The organism is Bacillus cereus group sp. N24 (assembly GCF_016483345.1).
Classification (GTDB): Bacteria; Bacillota; Bacilli; order Bacillales; family Bacillaceae_G; genus Bacillus_A; species Bacillus_A toyonensis.
Window position 1 is genome coordinate 202,913 of sequence record NZ_JAEHCA010000001.1, and the last position, 19,599, is coordinate 222,511.

The window sequence follows — 19,599 nt, forward strand, 5'->3', positions numbered from 1 at the left end:
GCACTTTTAAGTACCTATACTACATGCTTGCTTATCACTTTCAGCAATTAGTATGCTGCATAAAATAACAATTCCCCTTCCTTCAGCAACTTCCAAAGTTGCTTTTGCATGTGCGCTACACTATTTCACGTAATCTCCTTTTCTTTATAAAAATTCCTCAAACAAAATGATTGACTTGGAGTTGACTCCAAGTAATACACTTGTAGTGAAAGGAGCGTGATTACAAATGAACGATATATTCACAATATCAGATATTGCAAAGAAAACAGGATTAAGTACAGATACAATTAGATACTATGAAAAAATCAACCTTCTTCCCCCAGCTAATAGAAATGGGAATAATAGGCAATATGTTCAATTAGATGTCGATCGAATACTTTTCATTAATCATCTAAAAAGAACACAAATGCCATTAAATAAAATACAAGAATATATGAATTTTTCACGAGAAAAAAACGATGAAGCTTGTAAAGCCATACTTGAGGAACATCAAAAACAAATCACAATACAACTAACGAATTTGCAATCGACTGTGGATATTATAAATTACAAAATCACTCACTTTGAGCGTATAAAAACAGGGAAAGTTAATGAAGGAACGGAGACGGAGTTACATGATGAACAATAATAATGAAGGCACAATTCAAAAACCAATTTATTCTGGATTCGGCGCAAGAACTACCGCTAAAGAGGCTCTAGGTGGAAAAGATTTAAGCGGAAAGATAGCTATTGTAACTGGAGGATACTCAGGATTAGGACTTGAAATAACACGCGTACTTGCGGAAGCTGGTGCAACAGTTATCGTACCCGCAAGAAGAATAGAACAAGCTCAAGAAGCCATTTCAAATATTGCACGAGTGGAATTAGAAAAACTAGATCTCATGGATCCAAATTCTATAGATGCTTTTGCAAATAGATTTCTTAACACTGATCGTCCACTACATATTTTAGTGAACGGCGCAGGAATAATGGCTAATCCATTAAAACGCGATGCACGAGGATATGAATCACAGTTCGCAACGAATCATTTAGGACATTTCCAATTAACAGCAAGACTTTGGCCCGCTTTAGTTCAAGCTAATGGAGCAAGAGTTGTATCGGCTAGTTCACGAGGTCATCGTATTTGTGGTATTGATTTTAACGATCCAAACTTTACAAATCGTCATTACGACAAATGGCAAGCTTACGGACAATCCAAAACAGCAAATGCCTTATTTGCGGCTGAATTAGATAAACGCGGTAAAGAATTTCATGTACGTGCATTCTCTGCCCACCCTGGAACGATTGTCACAAGTTTATCTCGAAATTTAACTGATGAAGAAATGCGTTCAATGGGAGCACTCGACGAGCATGGAAATCGCGCTTTAGTAAAATACGATGAAGAATGTAAAAGTATCCCAGAAGGAGCCGCTACAATTGTATGGTGTGCAGTTAATAATCAACTTGATAATAAAGGTGGCGTGTATTGCGAAAATGTTGATATCGCAGAAGCTGTTTCTGCTGACAATCCAGATCCATCAGGAGTTAGACCTTGGGCTTGTAATACAGAATATGCAGCAATGCTTTGGGAATTAAGTGAAACGCTAACTGGCGTTAATTTTTTAACTAAATCATAATATTATACTTATTTTTTGTACTTTGCTATGCTATAACCACGAACAGGAGGTACGAAAAAATGAAAGCACAAATTATCCATTCTTTTGGGGATTCATCTGTATTTCAATTAGAAGAAGTTTCAAAACCGAAACTTTTACCAGATCATGTGCTAATCCATGTAAAAGCAACTAGTGTAAATCCAATCGATACAAAAATGCGTAGTGGCGCTGTTTCATCAGTTGCTCCTGAATTTCCAGCTATTTTGCATGGTGATGTAGCAGGTATTGTTATAGAAGTAGGAGAAGGCGTTTCAAAATTCAAAACTGGTGATGAAGTATATGGATGTGCCGGAGGTTTTAAAGAAACTGGTGGTGCACTTGCAGAGTTTATGCTTGCTGATGCACGATTGATTGCTCACAAACCTAACAATTTAACAATGGAAGAAGCAGCTGCTCTACCATTAGTCGCAATTACGGCTTGGGAATCTTTATTTGATCGTGCAAATATTAAATCAGGTCAAAATGTGCTCATTCATGGAGCTACTGGTGGCGTAGGACACGTAGCCATTCAACTAGCTAAATGGGCAGGTGCTAAAGTTTTTACAACTGCTTCTCAGCAGAACAAAATTGAAATAGCCCATCGCCTAGGAGCAGACATAGCTATTAATTATAAAGAAGAATCTGTTCAAGAATATGTTCAAAAACATACGCATGGCAACGGATTTGAAGTTATATTTGATACAGTAGGTGGCAAGAACCTCGATAACTCTTTCGAAGCTGCTGCAGTCAATGGAACTGTCGTAACAATTGCTGCTCGTTCAACACATGACCTCTCTTCTTTACACGCAAAAGGACTCTCTCTGCACGTTACTTTTATGGCGTTAAAAATATTACATACAGATAAACGTAATGATTGCGGAGAAATCTTAACGAAAATAACGCAAATTGTAGAAGAAGGCAAACTTCGTCCATTGCTAGATTCTAAATCTTTTACATTTGATGAAGTTGCACAAGCACATGAGTATTTGGAGTCGAAAGTAGCAATTGGGAAAATAGTGTTGAAAAACGTTTGGTAACTAAAATCCGATAAAAATAACGATTGCTCGTTGCTAGAAAGTAACAGAGTAAATAAAACTCCTTTATTGCTAACATCATTTATCAAATTTCATGCTGCTAGCGATCATAGGAAGAATAATAAAGTTGCATAAAGGTCAATTTATGTAACTTTATTTATTTTTTTTAATCCCCTCTACATGTATGTTACATACATGTCCAACGGAAAAGTAATTGATATATCTGAATTACAAAAACTTCAAATTGCTGTCCCTCTTCCATAAGAACCTATATATCTAAAACTTACTGTTGAACTATCTAATCCTTGAAAACCCCAGCTGAATCCAACTATATAATTTCTTACAGTTAAAATACGAAAATAACCCATATTTTGAGGACCTCAATTGCACCCCATTTTCTGAATAAAAAATAATATTAAATTCATTAATTTAATGTGATAGTATATGTTGAACTCTTCATGAGACTATCATTCATGTTACTATTTAGGAGGATTTATGAGCAATCAAAATAATAATGAAGCACCAAATAAAATGGAAATCATAGTCATGGTTTTAGGACTATTTTTACCACTCTCCCTTCCTGCTCTTCTAATGCTAGCATTAGGGAAATGGATGCCAGATGAAATTGTATATTCTGGAGTCATGTCATTATTTATTCTGTCCATCGAGTTATTCATAGTAGCTGCTATTTTTACTAAGATTTTAAGTGTATGTGGATTACCTGAAAAGAAACTAGATGAATTAGGATTTTTAGGATTTACGATTTCAGTGGTTACATCATTCTTAGCTACTTATGTAGGATATTTTGGCATAGCTAAAGTTGGATTAACTTCGGTTCAACTATCACCTCATGGCATTTTAATTATAGCGATAGTATCCACAATTATCTTAACTATTTTATTAAAGGTTTTAGAGAAATTTGATAATCAAGACGAGCTAGATACAAATAAATAAAATTGCAAACTAAAAAGGTATGTTTCAAATGGAGCATACCTTTTTCTTGATTACCAATTTAACATGAGAGATGCCACAGCGCTAAAAGCTTTTCATCCTTTACAACAAGTCCAAAAATAACAACTGGATTTTCTTATAGTAGAAAATCCGGCTGTTTTCATATCGCAATTTGCTTTTTGTATATTTCCGTTTATAGATAAAATACAATTCACTCGTCTTACCATCTTTACCTTCAACAGAATATTATGTTGTTTTTAATTTATTAAAATACACTACGTACTAATCCCCCGTCTATTCGCAACGCGGAACCATTAATTGCTGAAGAAAGTGGGCTACTTAAGAAAGTGACAAGATGAGCAATTTCTTCTGGTCGAATAAGTCTTTGAATGATAGAGGTTGGTCGATTCTCTTTCATAAATCGCTTCTCAGCTTCTTCTATTGTCAATTGCTCATTAGGATAAAGACTATTTAACATAGTCTCCACTCCTTCCGTTAAAGTCGAACCAGGCATTATAGTATTAACAGTCACATTCGTTCCTGTCGTCAGCTCAGCTAAACTGCGAGAAAGTGAGAGTTGCATCGTTTTAGTCGCACTATAATGAGCCATTTCTTGAGATGGCATAATGGCTGCTTCGCTAGCAATAAAGATAACTCTTCCTTCTTTTCTTTCAATCATTTTTTTTAAATACGAGCGAGTAAGTCGAACACCACTCATAATATTGACTTCAAACAATTTAAACCAATCTTCATCAGGGATATCAAAATATTCTACAGGTTCAAAAATTCCTAAGTTGTTAATAAGAATGTCTACTTCAGGGTACTTTTCAATCACATTTTGGCACCCTTGTTCTGTTCCTAAATCAGCTACTACGGGTTGAAGGATAGCATCAGGATACTGCGCTTGAATTTCTTTTATCGTTTGATTAACATTTTCTTCACGGCGTCCATTAATAAGGACAGTAGCTCCTTCCGCTACTAATGAAGTGGCAATTGCTTTTCCAATCCCTGCCGTAGATCCAGTAACCAGTGCTGTTTTTCCTTTTAATTGCATATGCATATAGATCCCTCCCAGATTCATGTGCTAGATTATTGACTATGTTGGAATAAATAATTACGTTTATATCTTCGTTCACTTCTCTTATCTTTAACAGAAAATAAGCAGATTCACTCTTTTCTCAAAAGAGTATAAACGAAAATTATGTAGCTATTTCACTCTGTACTTAATTAAAAATCAAAATTATCAATATTTAGATCTACTTGATACTTCTAATTCAAATCATTCTGCATCATTGTAATGTTAAAAAATCACATCAACAGCAGAGTAAAGCTAAAACCAACTAGTAAATACCATTATGATCTATATTAACTAGAAAGAAAATTACGCACTTTAAAGTTCCATAGGAACAAAAAAGTGCCCTATATACTATAATTTCTAACTTTTTATATTTATTAACGTAGTCTCCTTTTCTATCATAGAAAAGAGTGTAAAATTACATATTCTTAAATACAGTTATAGGATTATTTTTATCCTAATTAACTAAAAAACTATATAATACATCTTATTGTCCAATGTTATAAGATGTTTTATGCACTTAAGAAAGAGTAATTTAAAAACACCTTATTATTTATCCAAATTACCAATTAATTCGAGATAATAACACTTGAAGTAAAATGGCATTCTAAAAAACCTTGCAGAAAAATTCTACAAGATTTTTGTCTATATATAAAAATTAATCATTATATTAAAATAAAAGGGTTTGGAATTCATCACAATAGTATTAAATATAAGCTGCTTTAAAGGCTTGTTGGACAGCTTGTACTTCTAATGAGTCTTTACCATATAAGTTCGTTGCTACACGAATACAAGCTTCTTTTAATTCTTTAAAATCAGAAGTCATATTTAATTCATCCGTATTTGCATAATAGAAAATATCAAACATTTTATCTTCTCCAATGCCTTGTACGTTTACTCCATTATGATTTCCACCACTAGCAATTAAATAAGCTACTTTATTGATAATACTAGAGTTGGTGTGTACACCACCATGATCGTGGTCAGCATCAATAGGTAAGTTATTATAATGTCTATAATCCTCTGGATATCTAGAAGAGATAGATGATGGGTTTTTCATATCTCTAAAAATACGACCTGATTGTTCTCCCATTGTCCAATTGAACTTTCCGTTATTGGCATACTTTTCAACCGCTACTCCTAAAATATCAGATAGAGCCTCATTAATTGCACCAGCTTCTCCTGCGTACTCAAGTCCAGACTCATTTCTTGTAACCGCGTGTGTAAATTCATGTCCTGCCACATCAAATGCTCTAACAATTGGATCTCCGTATACTAGCATAGCTCCATTACTAAATGCATTAAACCACTGCTTAGGATTTCCTTTATTCGTACCATTTGTGTTCCAACCATGAACTACAGAAATTACTTTTTGCCCATTATTATCAAAGCTGTTACGGCCATATTTTTCTTGATAAAAATCATATACTTTCGTTGCTAAATAATGGGCACTAACTGCTTTAGGATCTGTAAAATTTGTAGAATTACTTGTTACTAAATCATCGAGATAACCCCATACATTTCTTCTATAATTATTATAATCTTTATAATTAGCAGTATATGTTTCAATTCCCTTACCACGAGAATAATCTGCAAGAATGTACATTCCATCACTTCTTTGTGTAATTCCAAACGTACGATTCATACCTAAGTCATCTTTTCCTGTACCTGTTAATTTTGAAGGATCTTGTGATTTATTTGCTGTCGCAGATTGGACAACACTACTATCTACTTGTATACCCAATTTTTGAACGAGTTCTTTTAATAGATTACCACCAAAAGCATCAATTAACACTGTACCAGATACATATTCAGGTGTAGATGCACTAAAAGTAATTTGGTATGCGTTTGTAGCTTTATTTGTATTTTCATCTACATATACCACTTGTTTAATTTCTGGTTCTTCAATAAATGTGAGATCATCCCCATAAATGTTAAAAAGCTGTTTCTTTGCATCCTCTTCTGATAAAGTAATAGGTTGTTTCAAATCTTCCTGTTGTTGTAGATCTTGGGCACTATCCCCCGAAACACTCGTAAGTACACCATCATCATTAATATGTGCTGTTAGTTGATATCCGTATACATCACGTCCTTCATATGTTTGTTGAAGACGTACTAAGGTAGTACCATCATAAGATTTACGACTTTGCGTAACATTATAATTAACTTTTGATTCAGTATTAACTTGCTTTGATGATAATGCTTGTTCTGTTTTTCCTTTTAGCGCATCCTTCGCTACATTTTCTGCCGATTTTTGAGAAGGTGCTGTTAAATTACCTGTTCGGAACGCATCTTCCTTTGTTTCCACTTTTAAATCTTCTGTTGCCGCATGTACTCCTCCATAAGGCATAATCGCCGATAACACCATTCCTGTAGTTAAACCTACCTTTACGAAATTCTTCATATTCTTACCCCCTTATAATCGTATTATATAATTAAATAAATGTATTTTGGAATTTTAAGCATAGATAAAAATTTTAACTATAGTCAATCGTTTTTACATACCTCTACATACATAGTTTGCTACTTTTTTAGATTCAATTCATTTCTCAAAAATCAATTATTATATAAGCTATCTTTATATTTATTCATATACGTTATTTTTTGTGGTTCTGATAACATATTTATTGCCATCCACACATTCTTTTTCATTTCTAATTTTTGCATTGGTATCTCTTTTAAAAACAGATTGCCTATAATCACTTCCATTTCTTCATCAATTCTTTGCATAAGATTTTCCTCTGGATTATTTTGCAAATAAGTATTTTTCAATCCCCATTTTGTCATTATAAATTCATTTGTTTTATTCATAGGATTAATAATAGTAGCTTTACTAGTTAATCTTTTTTTATTTCATCATGATAGATTTTAATTCTATATCCTTCTTTTAGTGGAATGATATCTTTTAAAATCGTTACATTTGTTCCTTCCATTTCCTTCGTATAAATTTTTTCACCCTTATCATTAAACACCTCTATTGATGCATATTTTTCACCTGCATAATAGCTATGAGGTGTTTTAGTAGTAACTGTAAAAACAGCTTTCTCTTGCTCTAAATCCGTATTTAATGCAGCGAATTGGTCATCTCCTAGTCCTAGGAATTGAATCGTTTCATTTACCAACTTACTCACTTTCATTTCGTTAACATCAATCGTTAGACTATTATCTTTTTCTTTTACATAGGCATAATACGAACTAAAATGGCACATACTATCCGTTTTCCCACCTGAAATCTCAACTGTATAAACTCCATTTGGTACGTCTTGTAAATTGATATCTGTTGTTTCAATTGTTTTCTCTTGAATAACTGTATTCCCTTCTTTTAATTTAATTTTTCCTCCTTTCAATGTATCTATTTCATTTGTATTTAAATGGATATGCAAATTCCCTTTTAGCCCAAGTGAAGCAATTTGCTGATTCGTAACTATTTCGAAGTTGGAGTTTATCGGAATATCAGGATCAACTATAGCTCTTGCTTTCGCTAATTGTGATTCAGGCACTATATAAGCTAAAGAAGTAACAGCCGGAAAACCTTTCGCCCTATTCATCTCTATTTGTTTATGATTAAGCTTAAAGCCCCATCTTTCAAAAACAGGTGTAAAATCAACTTGTGCATTCTCGCTATAATACTGATTCATTAAATCTGGTAAAGAATGGTCACCTTTTTTGAAAGCAGCATTGCTAGCTAGTTTTCGATAACCTTGATACATTTTTGCAAAAGCTTCATCGCCAGCTTTTTGTTTCGCCATCGTTAAAAGAATAAGTTTTTGTCGTAAATCTAAGTCATCATAATTTTTATTTTCTTTCATTAGAGCATTGTATAAATTCCGTTCTACCTGTTCCTTCTTCCCAAAATTAAACAACCAACCAAATTGATCTGCTTTTTTGCCGTATTTACTATATTGATATTGAACACCAAATAGATTATTAGAAACTTCTCCTGTAAATATTCCTTGATTATCAAAACCAGCTTGGTATCCATGAGCGATTTCATGTAAAGTTCCCCAACTTAGTTTATCTAACCACATCTTTGTACTATCTGTACTATTCGCTGTCCAATTTGCGCCATAATAGGCACCGCCAGCACCGGATATATCTGCTTTTAAGAAATAATGATTTTGACTTTTTTTATTTTCAACCGTTGATCCATCTAAACCAATAATTGAATCATACATCGCAAAAATATCTTCATAATACGCAATTAACTCATCCAACGATTGAAAATCTTTTAAAGATCTTACTAACTCTTTATCTTTTTTAGGTACAAATAATTGGAAACTCTCCCCTTGAATTAACGCATACTCTCCATCAAATTGATCCCATGTACTAAAAAATTCAGATACACTTCCTTGTTGTTTATAAATTGGAAGAGGTTTAATAGCACTTTTATTCCCTACTTGGTACTCAAGTATAGCGCGCTCTTCACCATACGGAGTATCTATGAAAGGAACTAAAGGCGTATCACCTTGAATAGTAACCCATTCATTTCCTATTTGTATGGATTTTTCGTTTTTTGAGTCATTAGACAATAAACGTAATGTTAATTTGTCTTTAAAATTAGGATTCGTTTGTCTTACCTTTAATGGGGTATTTCTCTGCAAAATAAACCCTAAATCTTGTCGATCATGATATTTCCCCTTACTTATGCCCGCCTGAAATATCCAAGTAGACTCTTCTAAACTAGTAATTTCTTTTATATTTGTTCGTTCATCAGCAAGTAAGTGTATATTTCCTACGAGGAAAAACATTGTATACATTATGCCTATAACAAGTAACCTTTTCATTTGCATATCTCCTTTTCTATTTTTTTATATACAAAATACAATAAAACAAATTCCTCCTTCCTCACTTATAATTATGGCCAGTAAGTTATTTATCAGTGTAATTATTATAGTTACATTAATTCATGATTATCAATCATTTAACGTATGTAATTTTACATATACAAATATTTAGTATTAATTGTTTAAATATCATACAATTTCACACTTTTATTTCTTCTCTTTCAGACATGAATCAAAAAACACGAAGACTTTAAAGTCTTCGTGTTTTTTGATTCATACATATTGTTACACTTGTCATTGAATTCATAACTAGAATCTTTTTACTCATGAAAAAGTCAATTTTCTTCTCGATAATATCCATACCTAAACTTTTACAATTTATTAATTCTATGTCTTGCCTCTATTTGATTTCCTAATTAAATCTTTACATACTTTTCTTTATAATATTTCCTAACTCTGTCCAAGTTGTAATACGCGGGATATTGAGATGTTGATTGTAAGAAGTAGTTTTTGCATACACATTTATCGGTTTTCCTATTAATGTTTCTAAGACAGCCGGCTTATCATCAAAGAAATAGTTTAATTTCATTTCTTGTATGAAGTGTATTTTTTCTTCATCCTTCATTCCATAGAAAAAGCGATCTTCATGTACCGGAAAACCTTTTTCTATTAACCATTTTTTTGTTTGCTCTCCATGCTCTTTAGGCCGCGCTGTTATATAGTATATTTCATGTCCCTGTCTTTCTAATTCTTGCAATGTCTCTACTGCATACGGAAACGGTGAACAAGAAGTATAATAAATCTCATCCAGCAAACTATTCCACATATGACTACCTTCCTCCGAAGTCATGCCAAATGCTTCATGAATTTCAATTGTTTTTAAAGAATGAAATACATCCAAGCCTACTTTTTTGTTTAATTTTTTATTATATAAATGAAAAGCATGCTGCCTTAAATCAATTAATGTATCATCGATATCAAATCCAAACTTCACTCTTCATCGCTCCTTTCTGCAATCCATTTCTCGGAAAATATAAGTAGTTTTTATTCTCCTTATTTCTCATCTTTCCGATATTCTGGGTAACCAATAAATCTATAATCTTTTCCAACCTGGGTAAATGATATATCTTTAAATTCAATTGCATCTTGCATTTTAGTAATACCAGTCCCCTCTACAAAGCTAGGCGCCAATCTGCCCCCAATAATTTTAGGTGCGAAATATAAAATAAGTTTATCCATCAATTCATTTTCAATAAACGAAGCATTTACCTCTCCACCACCTTCAATAAGCAGGGAGGAAACTCCTTTTTGCCCTAAAACATCAAGCATTTCATATAAGTTTATATGCTTTTCTCCGCTAGTAACAAATACTTTGACTCCTGCATTTTCTAATGCTTTCTTTTTTTCCTCTGCATGATTACTTGTTGTAAATATCCAGGTAGGAGCTTCTTCATCTGTAACAACGTTAGCTTTCATTGGTATGCGTAATGTTGAGTCCAATATTACTCGAATTGGATTTCGCCCATTTGGAATACGCGTTGTCAATGATGGATTATCCTTTTGGACAGTATTCGCTCCTACTAAAATAGCTGCATTTTCATTTCGTATTTGGTGTACTTCCTGTCTTGCTTCTGTAGATGTGATCCACTTACTATCTGATAAAGAAGTAGCAATTTTCCCATCTAATGTAACACCCGATTTAATCGTTACAAATGGGCGCTTTGTCATAATATATTTATTAAAGACTTCATTCATCTTTTTAGATTCTTCTTCACACACTCCTACAAGCACTTCAATACCAGCATCTTGCAGAACTTTAATTCCACGTCCAGAAACAAGTGGATTTGGATCAAGTGTAGCAACTACTACCTTCTTAATTCCTGCTTGTACAATTGCTTCTGCACAAGGCCCTGTTCTTCCATGATGAGAACAAGGTTCAAGAGTTACATAGATTGTACCACCACGTGCTTGTTCTCCCGCCATACGTATCGCATGTATTTCGGCATGTGGTTCTCCGGCCTTCATATGTGCTCCGATCCCTACAATTCGATTATCATTTACAATTACAGATCCAACCAGTGGATTTGGAGTGGTTTGTCCCTTCATAGCATTGGCATTTTCTAGTGCTAACTTCATATACAATTCATGCTCAAGCATGTAAGTGTCCCCCTTCAAAATGTCCAGAACGTTGAATCTTCGTTTGCAAATATTTCTCATTAAACTCTGAGACATCACCCCATAACGGTTCACGACTCGTAACATTTAATCCACCTTTTTGTAACGCTTCTAATTTTTTCGGATTATTTGTAATAAGTTTTACAGGTTTTGAGCGTAGCGCTTTTAACACTTCAATTGTATCATCATAGTTTCGAACATCATCTTCAAAACCTAGGTTTAGATTAGCTTCTACTGTATCTAACCCATTTTCTTGCAAGAGGTACGTCATCGCTTTACTAAACAAGCCAATCCCTCTTCCTTCATGATTCGCTAAGTAAAATAAAGCACCTGAACCATGTTCTGTAATCATTTGTAAAGACTGCTTTAATTGGAATCCACAATCACAACGTTTACTACCAAAGATATCACCCGTGTGACAAATACTATGCATACGAATTAGGGCATCTTCAGAATTCTCAAAATCACCATATACAAGCACACTAGATTGTTGCATATCAGCTAAATTAATAGATGAAAGTTTTTCAATAATTCCTTCTACACTATTTGTAACCTCACTACATTGCAACCAAGAATACCATTGGAAAACTTTAGTCTCCCCATATAAATTAATTGGCAATTTGATAGGACCTACTAAATAAATATCCTTTCCATCTTGATGTATAAATTTAATTTTATCTTCTAACATATGAATTGTATCTGTTGTAACCATTAAGTACCTCCAAGTATAGAGAATCTCTAAAAAATTCCCTTCCATCGTTATATTTTTTATTGTTTAACTTACACAACGTAAGTGTTTTTACAGATGATATTCTTTTTTCTCTCAGCTTATATGCAATATGTATTATTACAACTTTGGCCATTTAAAGAAAAGAACTTCAGTTACATAAAACAACTTAGTTACTTTATGTAAGTTAGTATAAATTCATAATTAAATTATGTCAAGTAATTAATTATGAAAACATTTGTTACTAATAGTAAGATGTTATATAATTTGTTTTAGGAGGTGAAGGAAAATGAATGATTCTACATTATGCCCTCGCTTTGAAAAAGGAATGAAATTCTTTAGTCAACGATGGACAGCACTAATTATTTACCAACTTTTCTCTGGATCTCAGCGCTTTTGTACGCTTGAATCTTCTCTTCCTGTTAGCGGAAGATTACTTTCAGAAAGATTGAAAGAATTAGAACTAGAAGGAATTGTCGAACGTAAAGTCTTTCCTGAGACACCAGTTCGTATAGAATATTCTTTAACTCAAAAAGGATTTGCTTTAGAAACTATTATTCGCGGAATAGAAGAATGGTCACAGGAATGGATAGAACTTGAGGAATAGTATAAAAGCTTTTTCGTATATAGTTTTAAGTAATCAAATTACAAATACCTATGATTAAAACGCTAGTTTTTCAAGAATTTATGAAAACTTAGCGTTTTTAATAAATAAAACAAGGTGATCAAAACGATAACCTTGTTCCTTTAAAGATTAAAATTATATTTTCAACGCTTTTTATTCATACATACTCGATTAATAAAAAGAACGAATAAACTTTTTTTGACGAAACAGTTTTATTTTCACAATACAGTTAGCTTCCCTCGCTATTTGCGGACAGTAAGACACTACTAATTAAAGTTTCACTTTATTACTTATGAAATTTCACACGCTCTTCAAGCGGTTGGAATTCTTTTTCTCCTGGTGCAGCCGTTGGATTACCAAATGGCATTTGTGCAATCAGCTTCCAATTAGCAGGAACATTCCATTCTGTTTTCACTTCATCATCAATTAATGGATTATAATGTTGTAAAGATGCCCCTAATCCCTCTGCTTCTAATCCCGTCCACACGACTAATTGGTGCATACCTGATGCTTGGTGTGACCAAATTGGGAAGTTTTCAGCATATGCAGCAAATTTTTCTTGAAGCGATTTAACGATAGCCTCATCTTCAAAGAATAGTACTGTTCCATAACCAGCTTTAAAAGAATCCATTTTTTGTTGCGTTCCTGAAAAATCTCCATCTCCAACTACTTTTCTTAATGTTTCAGTTGTAATATCCCATAATTTATCATGAGCTTCACCAAATAATACAACTACTCGCGCAGTTTGAGAATTGAAAGCGGATGGAGTATATTTCACAGCAAACTCCACGATTTCTTTAATTTTTTCATCTGATACTTGTACCTCTTTATTAATTCCGTAGTAAGTACGTCTTTCTTTCAGTGCAGTATAGAAATCTTTTGTCATCATGTATTTCCTCCTGAGTTCTAATATCCTTCAAAATGATACATCTCGAAGATAATATGCGTTTAAATGAGTTCATTTTTGAATCATTGAACTCCATAAAACCAATTGCCAGTCATTCTGAATCTAAATAAATTGCTTCATATTTAAACTACTTCAGTTTACCTAAAAAAACGCCTTATATCATCATTGATAAAACCTAGTCATCATTCGGTACTATTTTACCCATTCTCTATTCATGTATCCTGCTTGTTTCATATTTACACAAATATGAACTGTAGCTACTTTAATCCTCAAAGAAAATAACATTAAATTGATTGTCGACAAAAAAGCCAGGAAACGTTTATAACACATTACCTGGCTTAATACATTTTAAATTCAACTAAACATTCTTAATGAATAGTAGTAAAAATTACTTATTTAATAATTAACATCTCATAAGGATGTTGTTCCATAAATCTATTCTCCCAAGGAATCTCTAATGACGTCCAATTTGAGCCGCCATCTACTGACTGATAAACACCTTTATTACTAAATAAATAGAACGTTCCATCACTTGTTGCCTTTAATACTGGTATGATTGTGCCTTTAGGAGTTGGTAAACCTGCATTCATTTCTGCCCAAGGCTGTTCTTTTTCTTTCTTATAAATATATGACTCACAATTTCCATTATTGTAATCATGTGCTACGTGTGGATTTGATGATGTCGCAATAATAATATTTTCCGGATCATTAGGATTAACTGCCATTTGATATGCGTAATGATGCTTTAGCCCACTACACATATAGTTCCAAGTCTTACCTCCATCACAGCTCTCCGCATACTCTTGACCTGGTTCTTTCAAGAATGAATCACCTAAAACCCCGTATAAGCGATTTGGCGCATTGCGATGTGATTTAAGAATGTGAATATCTTGAGGATAGTTCCCCTCTTTTTCCTCAGTCCATGTCATACCGCCATCTACACTTTTAATTAATCCCCCTACCTCAATCGTTGTATAAATAGTTTCTGGATTATTAGCATCAATTTCAATGTATTTTACGTGGTGCGTATATGTTCTTTGAGGAAAGAACCATGATGAATACGATGGCATTTTTCGATAATCCGTTAACAGTTCAAAACTGTCTCCTCCATTTTTAGATATAAACATGGCGCTCGGTTCAATTCCTACATATACAATCCCGTTACCGTCATCCCCCTTCACTGAAGATACAGCAACTGCTGTAATAGCTCTCATATGAATAGCATTGGCTGGGAACACTTCACCAAAGGAAGGTAACGTACCAATCGTTTCCCATGAACTTCCTCCATCTTTACTTCTCCATAATCCCCTATCAAAAGTACCACAATATATTCTTTCTTGGTCGTATGGATCTGAAGCTAAAGCAACTGGATTAGCACCTACAAACTGCGAATGTATACTCCATGTTGAATCTTTTCTTTCTGCAATTACAAGTTCTCTATCAAACGCTAATATGAATTTTTCCATAGCTAAAATCTCCTCGTTTCATGAATTTCCTACTATATTATTTAAATTTTAAGCATTACAAGTTAAGAGGCGCTATTTATATGCTATAGCATATAAATGGTAAATCTTATACGCAATATGTGATTAAAAACTTACATTATATCATTTGTTAACTTCACATCAGTACGATGAACAAGATGTCCTGTTAAATCATATAAGTCTATATGCCCCCTCCAAATAAATTACAATTTACATGCTATAGCATACATAATATAGAATGCATTATTTTATGTCAAACTTTAATACTGTTAATCAGTTCTTTAGATCGCCTAAAGCAATTTAAGAGTCATAATATAAACAGAAACATTTTATTGAATAGAAAATAAAAAAAGAGTGCAAGTTTGCACTCTTTTTATTCATTTTTATTAGAAATCAAAGTTATCAGGATCTGGACCAACGCGGTGGTCTTGATTTAACGCATCGATTTTTTCCATATCTTCTTTTGTTAATTCAAAGTTAAATACATCAGCGTTTGCAATAATACGGTGTTCTTTCGTTGATTTTGGAATTGTAATAACTCCATTTTGTAAGTCCCAACGTAGTATAACTTGCGCTGTTGTTTTACCGTGTTTCTCAGCAATTTCTTGTAATGTTTCATTATCTAATAATTGACCTTGCATTAGTGGTGACCATGCTTCCATTTGAATACCTTGTTCTTTACAGAAAGCTTTTAATTCTTTTTGTGTTAAACGAGGATGGTATTCTACTTGGTTGATCATTGGCTTAATTTCTGCTTCTTTTATTACATCTTGCAGATGATGGATTTGGAAATTACTTACGCCAATTGCACGTACACGCTCTTCTTTATAAAGTGTTTCTAACGCTCTCCACGTATCTTTATATTTCCCTTCTACAGGCCAGTGAACAAGATATAAATCTAAATAATCTAGTTTTAATTTTTTTAAACTCTCTTTATATGCCGCAATTGTTTCGTCATATCCTTGATCTGCATTCCAAACTTTTGAAGTAATAAATAATTCTTCTCTTGAAATTCCAGTTGCTTCAATACCTGCACGGATTCCTTCACCTACAGCTGCTTCATTTCCGTAAATCGCCGCTGTATCAATGCTGCGGTATCCCGCTTTAATTGCTGATTTAATTGCTTCTACAAGTTCTGGTCCTTCTTCTACTTTAAATACACCTAAACCGAACCAAGGCATTTCTACACCGTTATGCAATATTGTTTTACTTTGTAAGTTTTTCATTTTATTTTCTCTCCTTTTATTTTGCTTGATCTCGTTTTTCTAATGTCATACTCCACGCTGTTAAAATAACAGCACCTACTACCATAATGCCACCTACCCAAGCTGTATGAATTAACCCTAACGAGTTCGTTACAATACCGCCTAAATAAGCACCAAGAGCAATCCCAGCATTAAACGCCGCAATATTAATTGCCGATGCAACATCGACAGCACTCGGTACAAATCGTTCAGCTAACATTACGACATATACTTGTAACCCTGGAACATTCATAAATGCGAATAGTCCCATGAAAATAATTGTGATTAGACCAGCTACCTTAAATGGAGCTGTAAATGTTAACACAAATAATATAATCGCTTGAATGAAGAACATGTAGAATAGCGCTCGAATTGGATTATGATTCGATAATTTCCCGCCAATCACATTCCCTATCGCAATGGCGATTCCATACACTAATAAAATGATCGTAACCGTATTAGCTTTAAATCCTGTTACTTCTTGTAATAACGGAGATAAATACGTAAATGTTACGAATGTACCGCCGTATCCAAGTGCAGTAATGATGAAAACAAGTAACAGTCTTCCATTCGTAATCAGTTTAAATTGATCACGGAATGATACAGACGAACCTTTTTTCATATTAGATGGAATGAGAATACTATTAGCGATTAAAGCAATAATTCCAATTACCACAATTGCTAAAAATGATGTTCTCCAGCCAAATTGTTGACCAATAAATGTTCCAATTGGCGCACCTGTAATAGTTGCAACTGTTACGCCAGTAAACATAATGGCAATCGCGCTAGCACGTTTATTTTCTGGTACGAGTGCCGCAGCAATCGTTGAACCAATTGACATAAACACACCATGCGAAAGCGCAGACACAATTCTCGCAATAAGTAATACAGTGAAGCTTGTTGCGACAGCTGCAATTCCGTTACCAATAATGAAAATAATCATGATCCACATTAATAACGTTTTTCGTGACATATTAGCTGTTAACGACGTTAATACTGGAGCACCAAATGCTACGCCTAACGCATATAAAGAAACAGTTAAACCAGCTGTTGTCACCGACACATGTAAATCTTCTGAAATAGATGGTAATAAACCGACACTAACAAATTCAGTTGTCCCAATCCCGAACGCACTAATTGCTAGCGCTAATAACGCAAATATACTTCTTCGATTCGTCTGAACTTCTGAAGACGATGCTGTATATGAATTCAATTGAGTTTCCCCTCTTCCCTATAATTCCTATCATAATAGTGTGATAAAAAGGCCCTTTTATCTTCTAAAAAATATATTTAATCTCTACAAACACTATTATGAATGGTTTCATTCTCTTTTTATAGAACGCACTTTAAAGTACTCTAGGTACTTCTTAGTACCGTACTTCTCGCTCTTCTCTCACATGTACTATTATGAAATACAATTAACATAATGAACAGTACGTACTTTAAAGTGCTGTAGGTACTAAAAAGTAACATAGTTAGTTACTAGTACCTTAAAGCTTGTTTCTCTCTTACATGTGCTATTATGAATGATAATCACCCTAATAAAAAGTACGTACTTTAAAGTACTATAGGTACTAAAAAGTAATATTTACATAACCTAGCTTATTTTGCTCAAAAATTGACATCTACATTCAACGAAGAAAGATAGCATATGAAGAAACACACTCTTCCTAGAGAGGCGACTTTAGAGGATATTACTTGAAAAATAAAGAATCATATTCATTACCGCAGACAAATAACAAAAAAGGCAAAAACGAACAGAAATATGTTCATTTTTGCCTTTTTTATTTAATCATTAAAATGTACGACTTTTAGAAAGAAAGTCTTTATCGGCTCCTGTTACACCGCTTTGTCCCCAGTTTCCTGGAATCATTTCACGAATAAGAATTAGCACTTTATCCAAAGGTGCATGAGTATATTTAGATGTTAATTGTGTAAGCTCGTTTACCCACTTATCCTTTGTACCTTGATCAAATGTATTCCATATATCAATCTTAACAATAGCCATTCCATCAACGGTACTATCCGGTTTATCGTAAGACTCTTTTGTCTCCCAATTGGACACCCTACTTTTCTCAGCAAAGGTAGCATCACTTGCTACAGCCCCAGCTTTTCCCCAATTTTCTTTCTCAAGTTCCGTGATCAACACTTGAATTTTGTCAGGGACAATTTTTAATCGTTTTATTGTAAGTTCAGTTACATTATAAATGAATTCCTTCTTTTCTTCTGTTGACATGGTTGGCCAAGTATTTAGTTCAATTAATGGCATAGTATTGCCCCCTAAAATTAATTATTTATTCACTAGCTACAACTATTGGTTCAAATGATTTTTAACTGCTCTTATTACCAATTCGTGATCTTCCTCTGGCGGCAATCCTGAAACTGTTATCATTCCAATAACCCCTACATTTTTTATTTGGATAGGAAAGCATCCACCAAACGCAGCATATTCCGAAGTATCTAAAAGATATTTTTCATTATATGAGATTCCAGTTATTTCACTTTGTATCTGCATATAATACGAGCTATGATCATGCAAGGAAACGACTCGTTTTTTCCGCTCAATCCATTTCGTATTTTCCTCATTTGTCCCCGTCATCTTAAAATGAAATAATTGCACACCGTTTTTTGTTATATCAACAGCAATCAATTTTCCCTCTCGCTTCGCTGTTTCAACAATAAATAAACCTAATTGCAAGGCATCTTCATTTGTAAAAGAGGAAAATTGAAGTGTTTCCTCCTCTTTTAAAATTTGTTTACTTATTTCACTCAAATTTGAAGTACTCATATCTTTAACCTCCATAATCGTTTTATGCCACTCTGGCATTTCGAGAAATTATTGAATTCTAAAGTATCAACTTTCAATCAATCTGAATCTAAATAAACTGCTGTAATATCAAGTAGCTAGTACCGTAAAGCTTATTTTCTTCTTACAGGTGCTATTATGAATGATATTCAA

The 19,599-nt window shown here is 33.5% G+C and carries 16 protein-coding genes and 1 pseudogene; 5 read left to right on the top strand and 12 right to left on the bottom strand.

Annotated features, from left to right (window positions below; translation table 11 throughout):
* Positions 1-226: 226 nt before the first annotated feature.
* The 4 genes from JDS95_RS00990 (at position 227) to JDS95_RS01005 (ending at position 3,622) form a co-directional block, all read left to right on the top strand.
* Complete coding sequence (locus tag JDS95_RS00990) at positions 227-628, top strand: MerR family transcriptional regulator (RefSeq protein ID WP_000997851.1); 402 nt, start codon at positions 227-229, stop codon at positions 626-628.
* A complete protein-coding gene (locus tag JDS95_RS00995; RefSeq protein WP_033661342.1) occupies positions 618-1,616 on the top strand; it encodes an oxidoreductase in 999 nt (332 codons plus the stop codon). The genes JDS95_RS00990 and JDS95_RS00995 overlap by 11 nt, the downstream gene beginning before the upstream one ends.
* A gap of 59 nt (positions 1,617-1,675) precedes the next feature.
* Entirely contained in the window at positions 1,676-2,671 is a 996-nt protein-coding gene (locus JDS95_RS01000; RefSeq protein WP_000647242.1) for a zinc-dependent alcohol dehydrogenase family protein, read from the top strand.
* Positions 2,672-3,163: 492 nt separating this feature from the next.
* Entirely contained in the window at positions 3,164-3,622 is a 459-nt protein-coding gene (locus tag JDS95_RS01005) for a hypothetical protein (protein WP_000070817.1), read from the top strand.
* 262 nt (positions 3,623-3,884) lie between these two features.
* Here JDS95_RS01005 and JDS95_RS01010 read toward each other — a convergent pair whose 3' ends face one another.
* The 6 genes and pseudogenes from JDS95_RS01010 to JDS95_RS01035 form a co-directional block, all read right to left on the bottom strand.
* Positions 3,885-4,679 carry an SDR family NAD(P)-dependent oxidoreductase gene (locus JDS95_RS01010; protein ID WP_000551087.1) on the bottom strand — a complete coding sequence of 265 codons (795 nt, stop codon included), beginning with the start codon at positions 4,677-4,679 and terminating at the stop codon, positions 3,885-3,887.
* A gap of 721 nt (positions 4,680-5,400) precedes the next feature.
* Positions 5,401-7,098, bottom strand: a complete 1,698-nt coding sequence (locus JDS95_RS01015) for a M4 family metallopeptidase (RefSeq protein ID WP_000788187.1) — start codon at positions 7,096-7,098, stop codon at positions 5,401-5,403.
* Between the two features lie 152 nt (positions 7,099-7,250).
* Positions 7,251-9,478, bottom strand: a pseudogene (locus JDS95_RS01020) (putative mucin/carbohydrate-binding domain-containing protein).
* A 424-nt stretch (positions 9,479-9,902) separates the two neighbouring features.
* The gene (locus JDS95_RS01025; protein WP_000668230.1) at positions 9,903-10,472 is read right to left on the bottom strand and encodes a 5' nucleotidase, NT5C type; all 570 of its coding nucleotides are present in this window, start codon (positions 10,470-10,472) and stop codon (positions 9,903-9,905) included.
* A gap of 59 nt (positions 10,473-10,531) precedes the next feature.
* The gene (ribD, locus tag JDS95_RS01030) at positions 10,532-11,635 is read right to left on the bottom strand and encodes a bifunctional diaminohydroxyphosphoribosylaminopyrimidine deaminase/5-amino-6-(5-phosphoribosylamino)uracil reductase RibD (RefSeq protein WP_000889441.1); all 1,104 of its coding nucleotides are present in this window, start codon (positions 11,633-11,635) and stop codon (positions 10,532-10,534) included.
* Positions 11,628-12,365 carry a GTP cyclohydrolase II gene (locus tag JDS95_RS01035; RefSeq protein WP_000258853.1) on the bottom strand — a complete coding sequence of 246 codons (738 nt, stop codon included), beginning with the start codon at positions 12,363-12,365 and terminating at the stop codon, positions 11,628-11,630. Before JDS95_RS01035 ends, ribD begins: the two co-directional genes overlap by 8 nt.
* Before the next feature lie 304 nt (positions 12,366-12,669).
* Here JDS95_RS01035 and JDS95_RS01040 point away from each other — a divergent pair, with 304 nt between their 5' ends.
* Entirely contained in the window at positions 12,670-12,987 is a 318-nt protein-coding gene (locus JDS95_RS01040; RefSeq protein WP_001000106.1) for a winged helix-turn-helix transcriptional regulator, read from the top strand.
* 304 nt (positions 12,988-13,291) lie between these two features.
* Here the strand turns inward: JDS95_RS01040 and JDS95_RS01045 are convergent, their stop codons facing one another.
* The 6 genes from JDS95_RS01045 to JDS95_RS01070 all read right to left on the bottom strand — a co-directional run bounded on the left by JDS95_RS01045 (position 13,292) and on the right by JDS95_RS01070 (position 19,467).
* The gene (locus tag JDS95_RS01045) at positions 13,292-13,891 is read right to left on the bottom strand and encodes a nitroreductase family protein (protein ID WP_033661340.1); all 600 of its coding nucleotides are present in this window, start codon (positions 13,889-13,891) and stop codon (positions 13,292-13,294) included.
* 413 nt (positions 13,892-14,304) lie between these two features.
* Positions 14,305-15,378, bottom strand: a complete 1,074-nt coding sequence (locus JDS95_RS01050; protein ID WP_000410442.1) for a WD40/YVTN/BNR-like repeat-containing protein — start codon at positions 15,376-15,378, stop codon at positions 14,305-14,307.
* Positions 15,379-15,782: 404 nt separating this feature from the next.
* On the bottom strand, positions 15,783-16,622 hold the full coding sequence (locus tag JDS95_RS01055; RefSeq protein ID WP_000793543.1) for an aldo/keto reductase: 840 nt from the start codon (positions 16,620-16,622) through the stop codon (positions 15,783-15,785).
* Between the two features lie 16 nt (positions 16,623-16,638).
* A complete protein-coding gene (locus JDS95_RS01060; protein WP_001089897.1) occupies positions 16,639-17,853 on the bottom strand; it encodes an MFS transporter in 1,215 nt (404 codons plus the stop codon).
* Positions 17,854-18,435: 582 nt separating this feature from the next.
* Positions 18,436-18,909, bottom strand: a complete 474-nt coding sequence (locus JDS95_RS01065; protein WP_001128297.1) for a tautomerase family protein — start codon at positions 18,907-18,909, stop codon at positions 18,436-18,438.
* A gap of 42 nt (positions 18,910-18,951) precedes the next feature.
* Complete coding sequence (locus tag JDS95_RS01070; protein WP_002044198.1) at positions 18,952-19,467, bottom strand: heme-degrading domain-containing protein; 516 nt, start codon at positions 19,465-19,467, stop codon at positions 18,952-18,954.
* Positions 19,468-19,599: the final 132 nt, after the last annotated feature.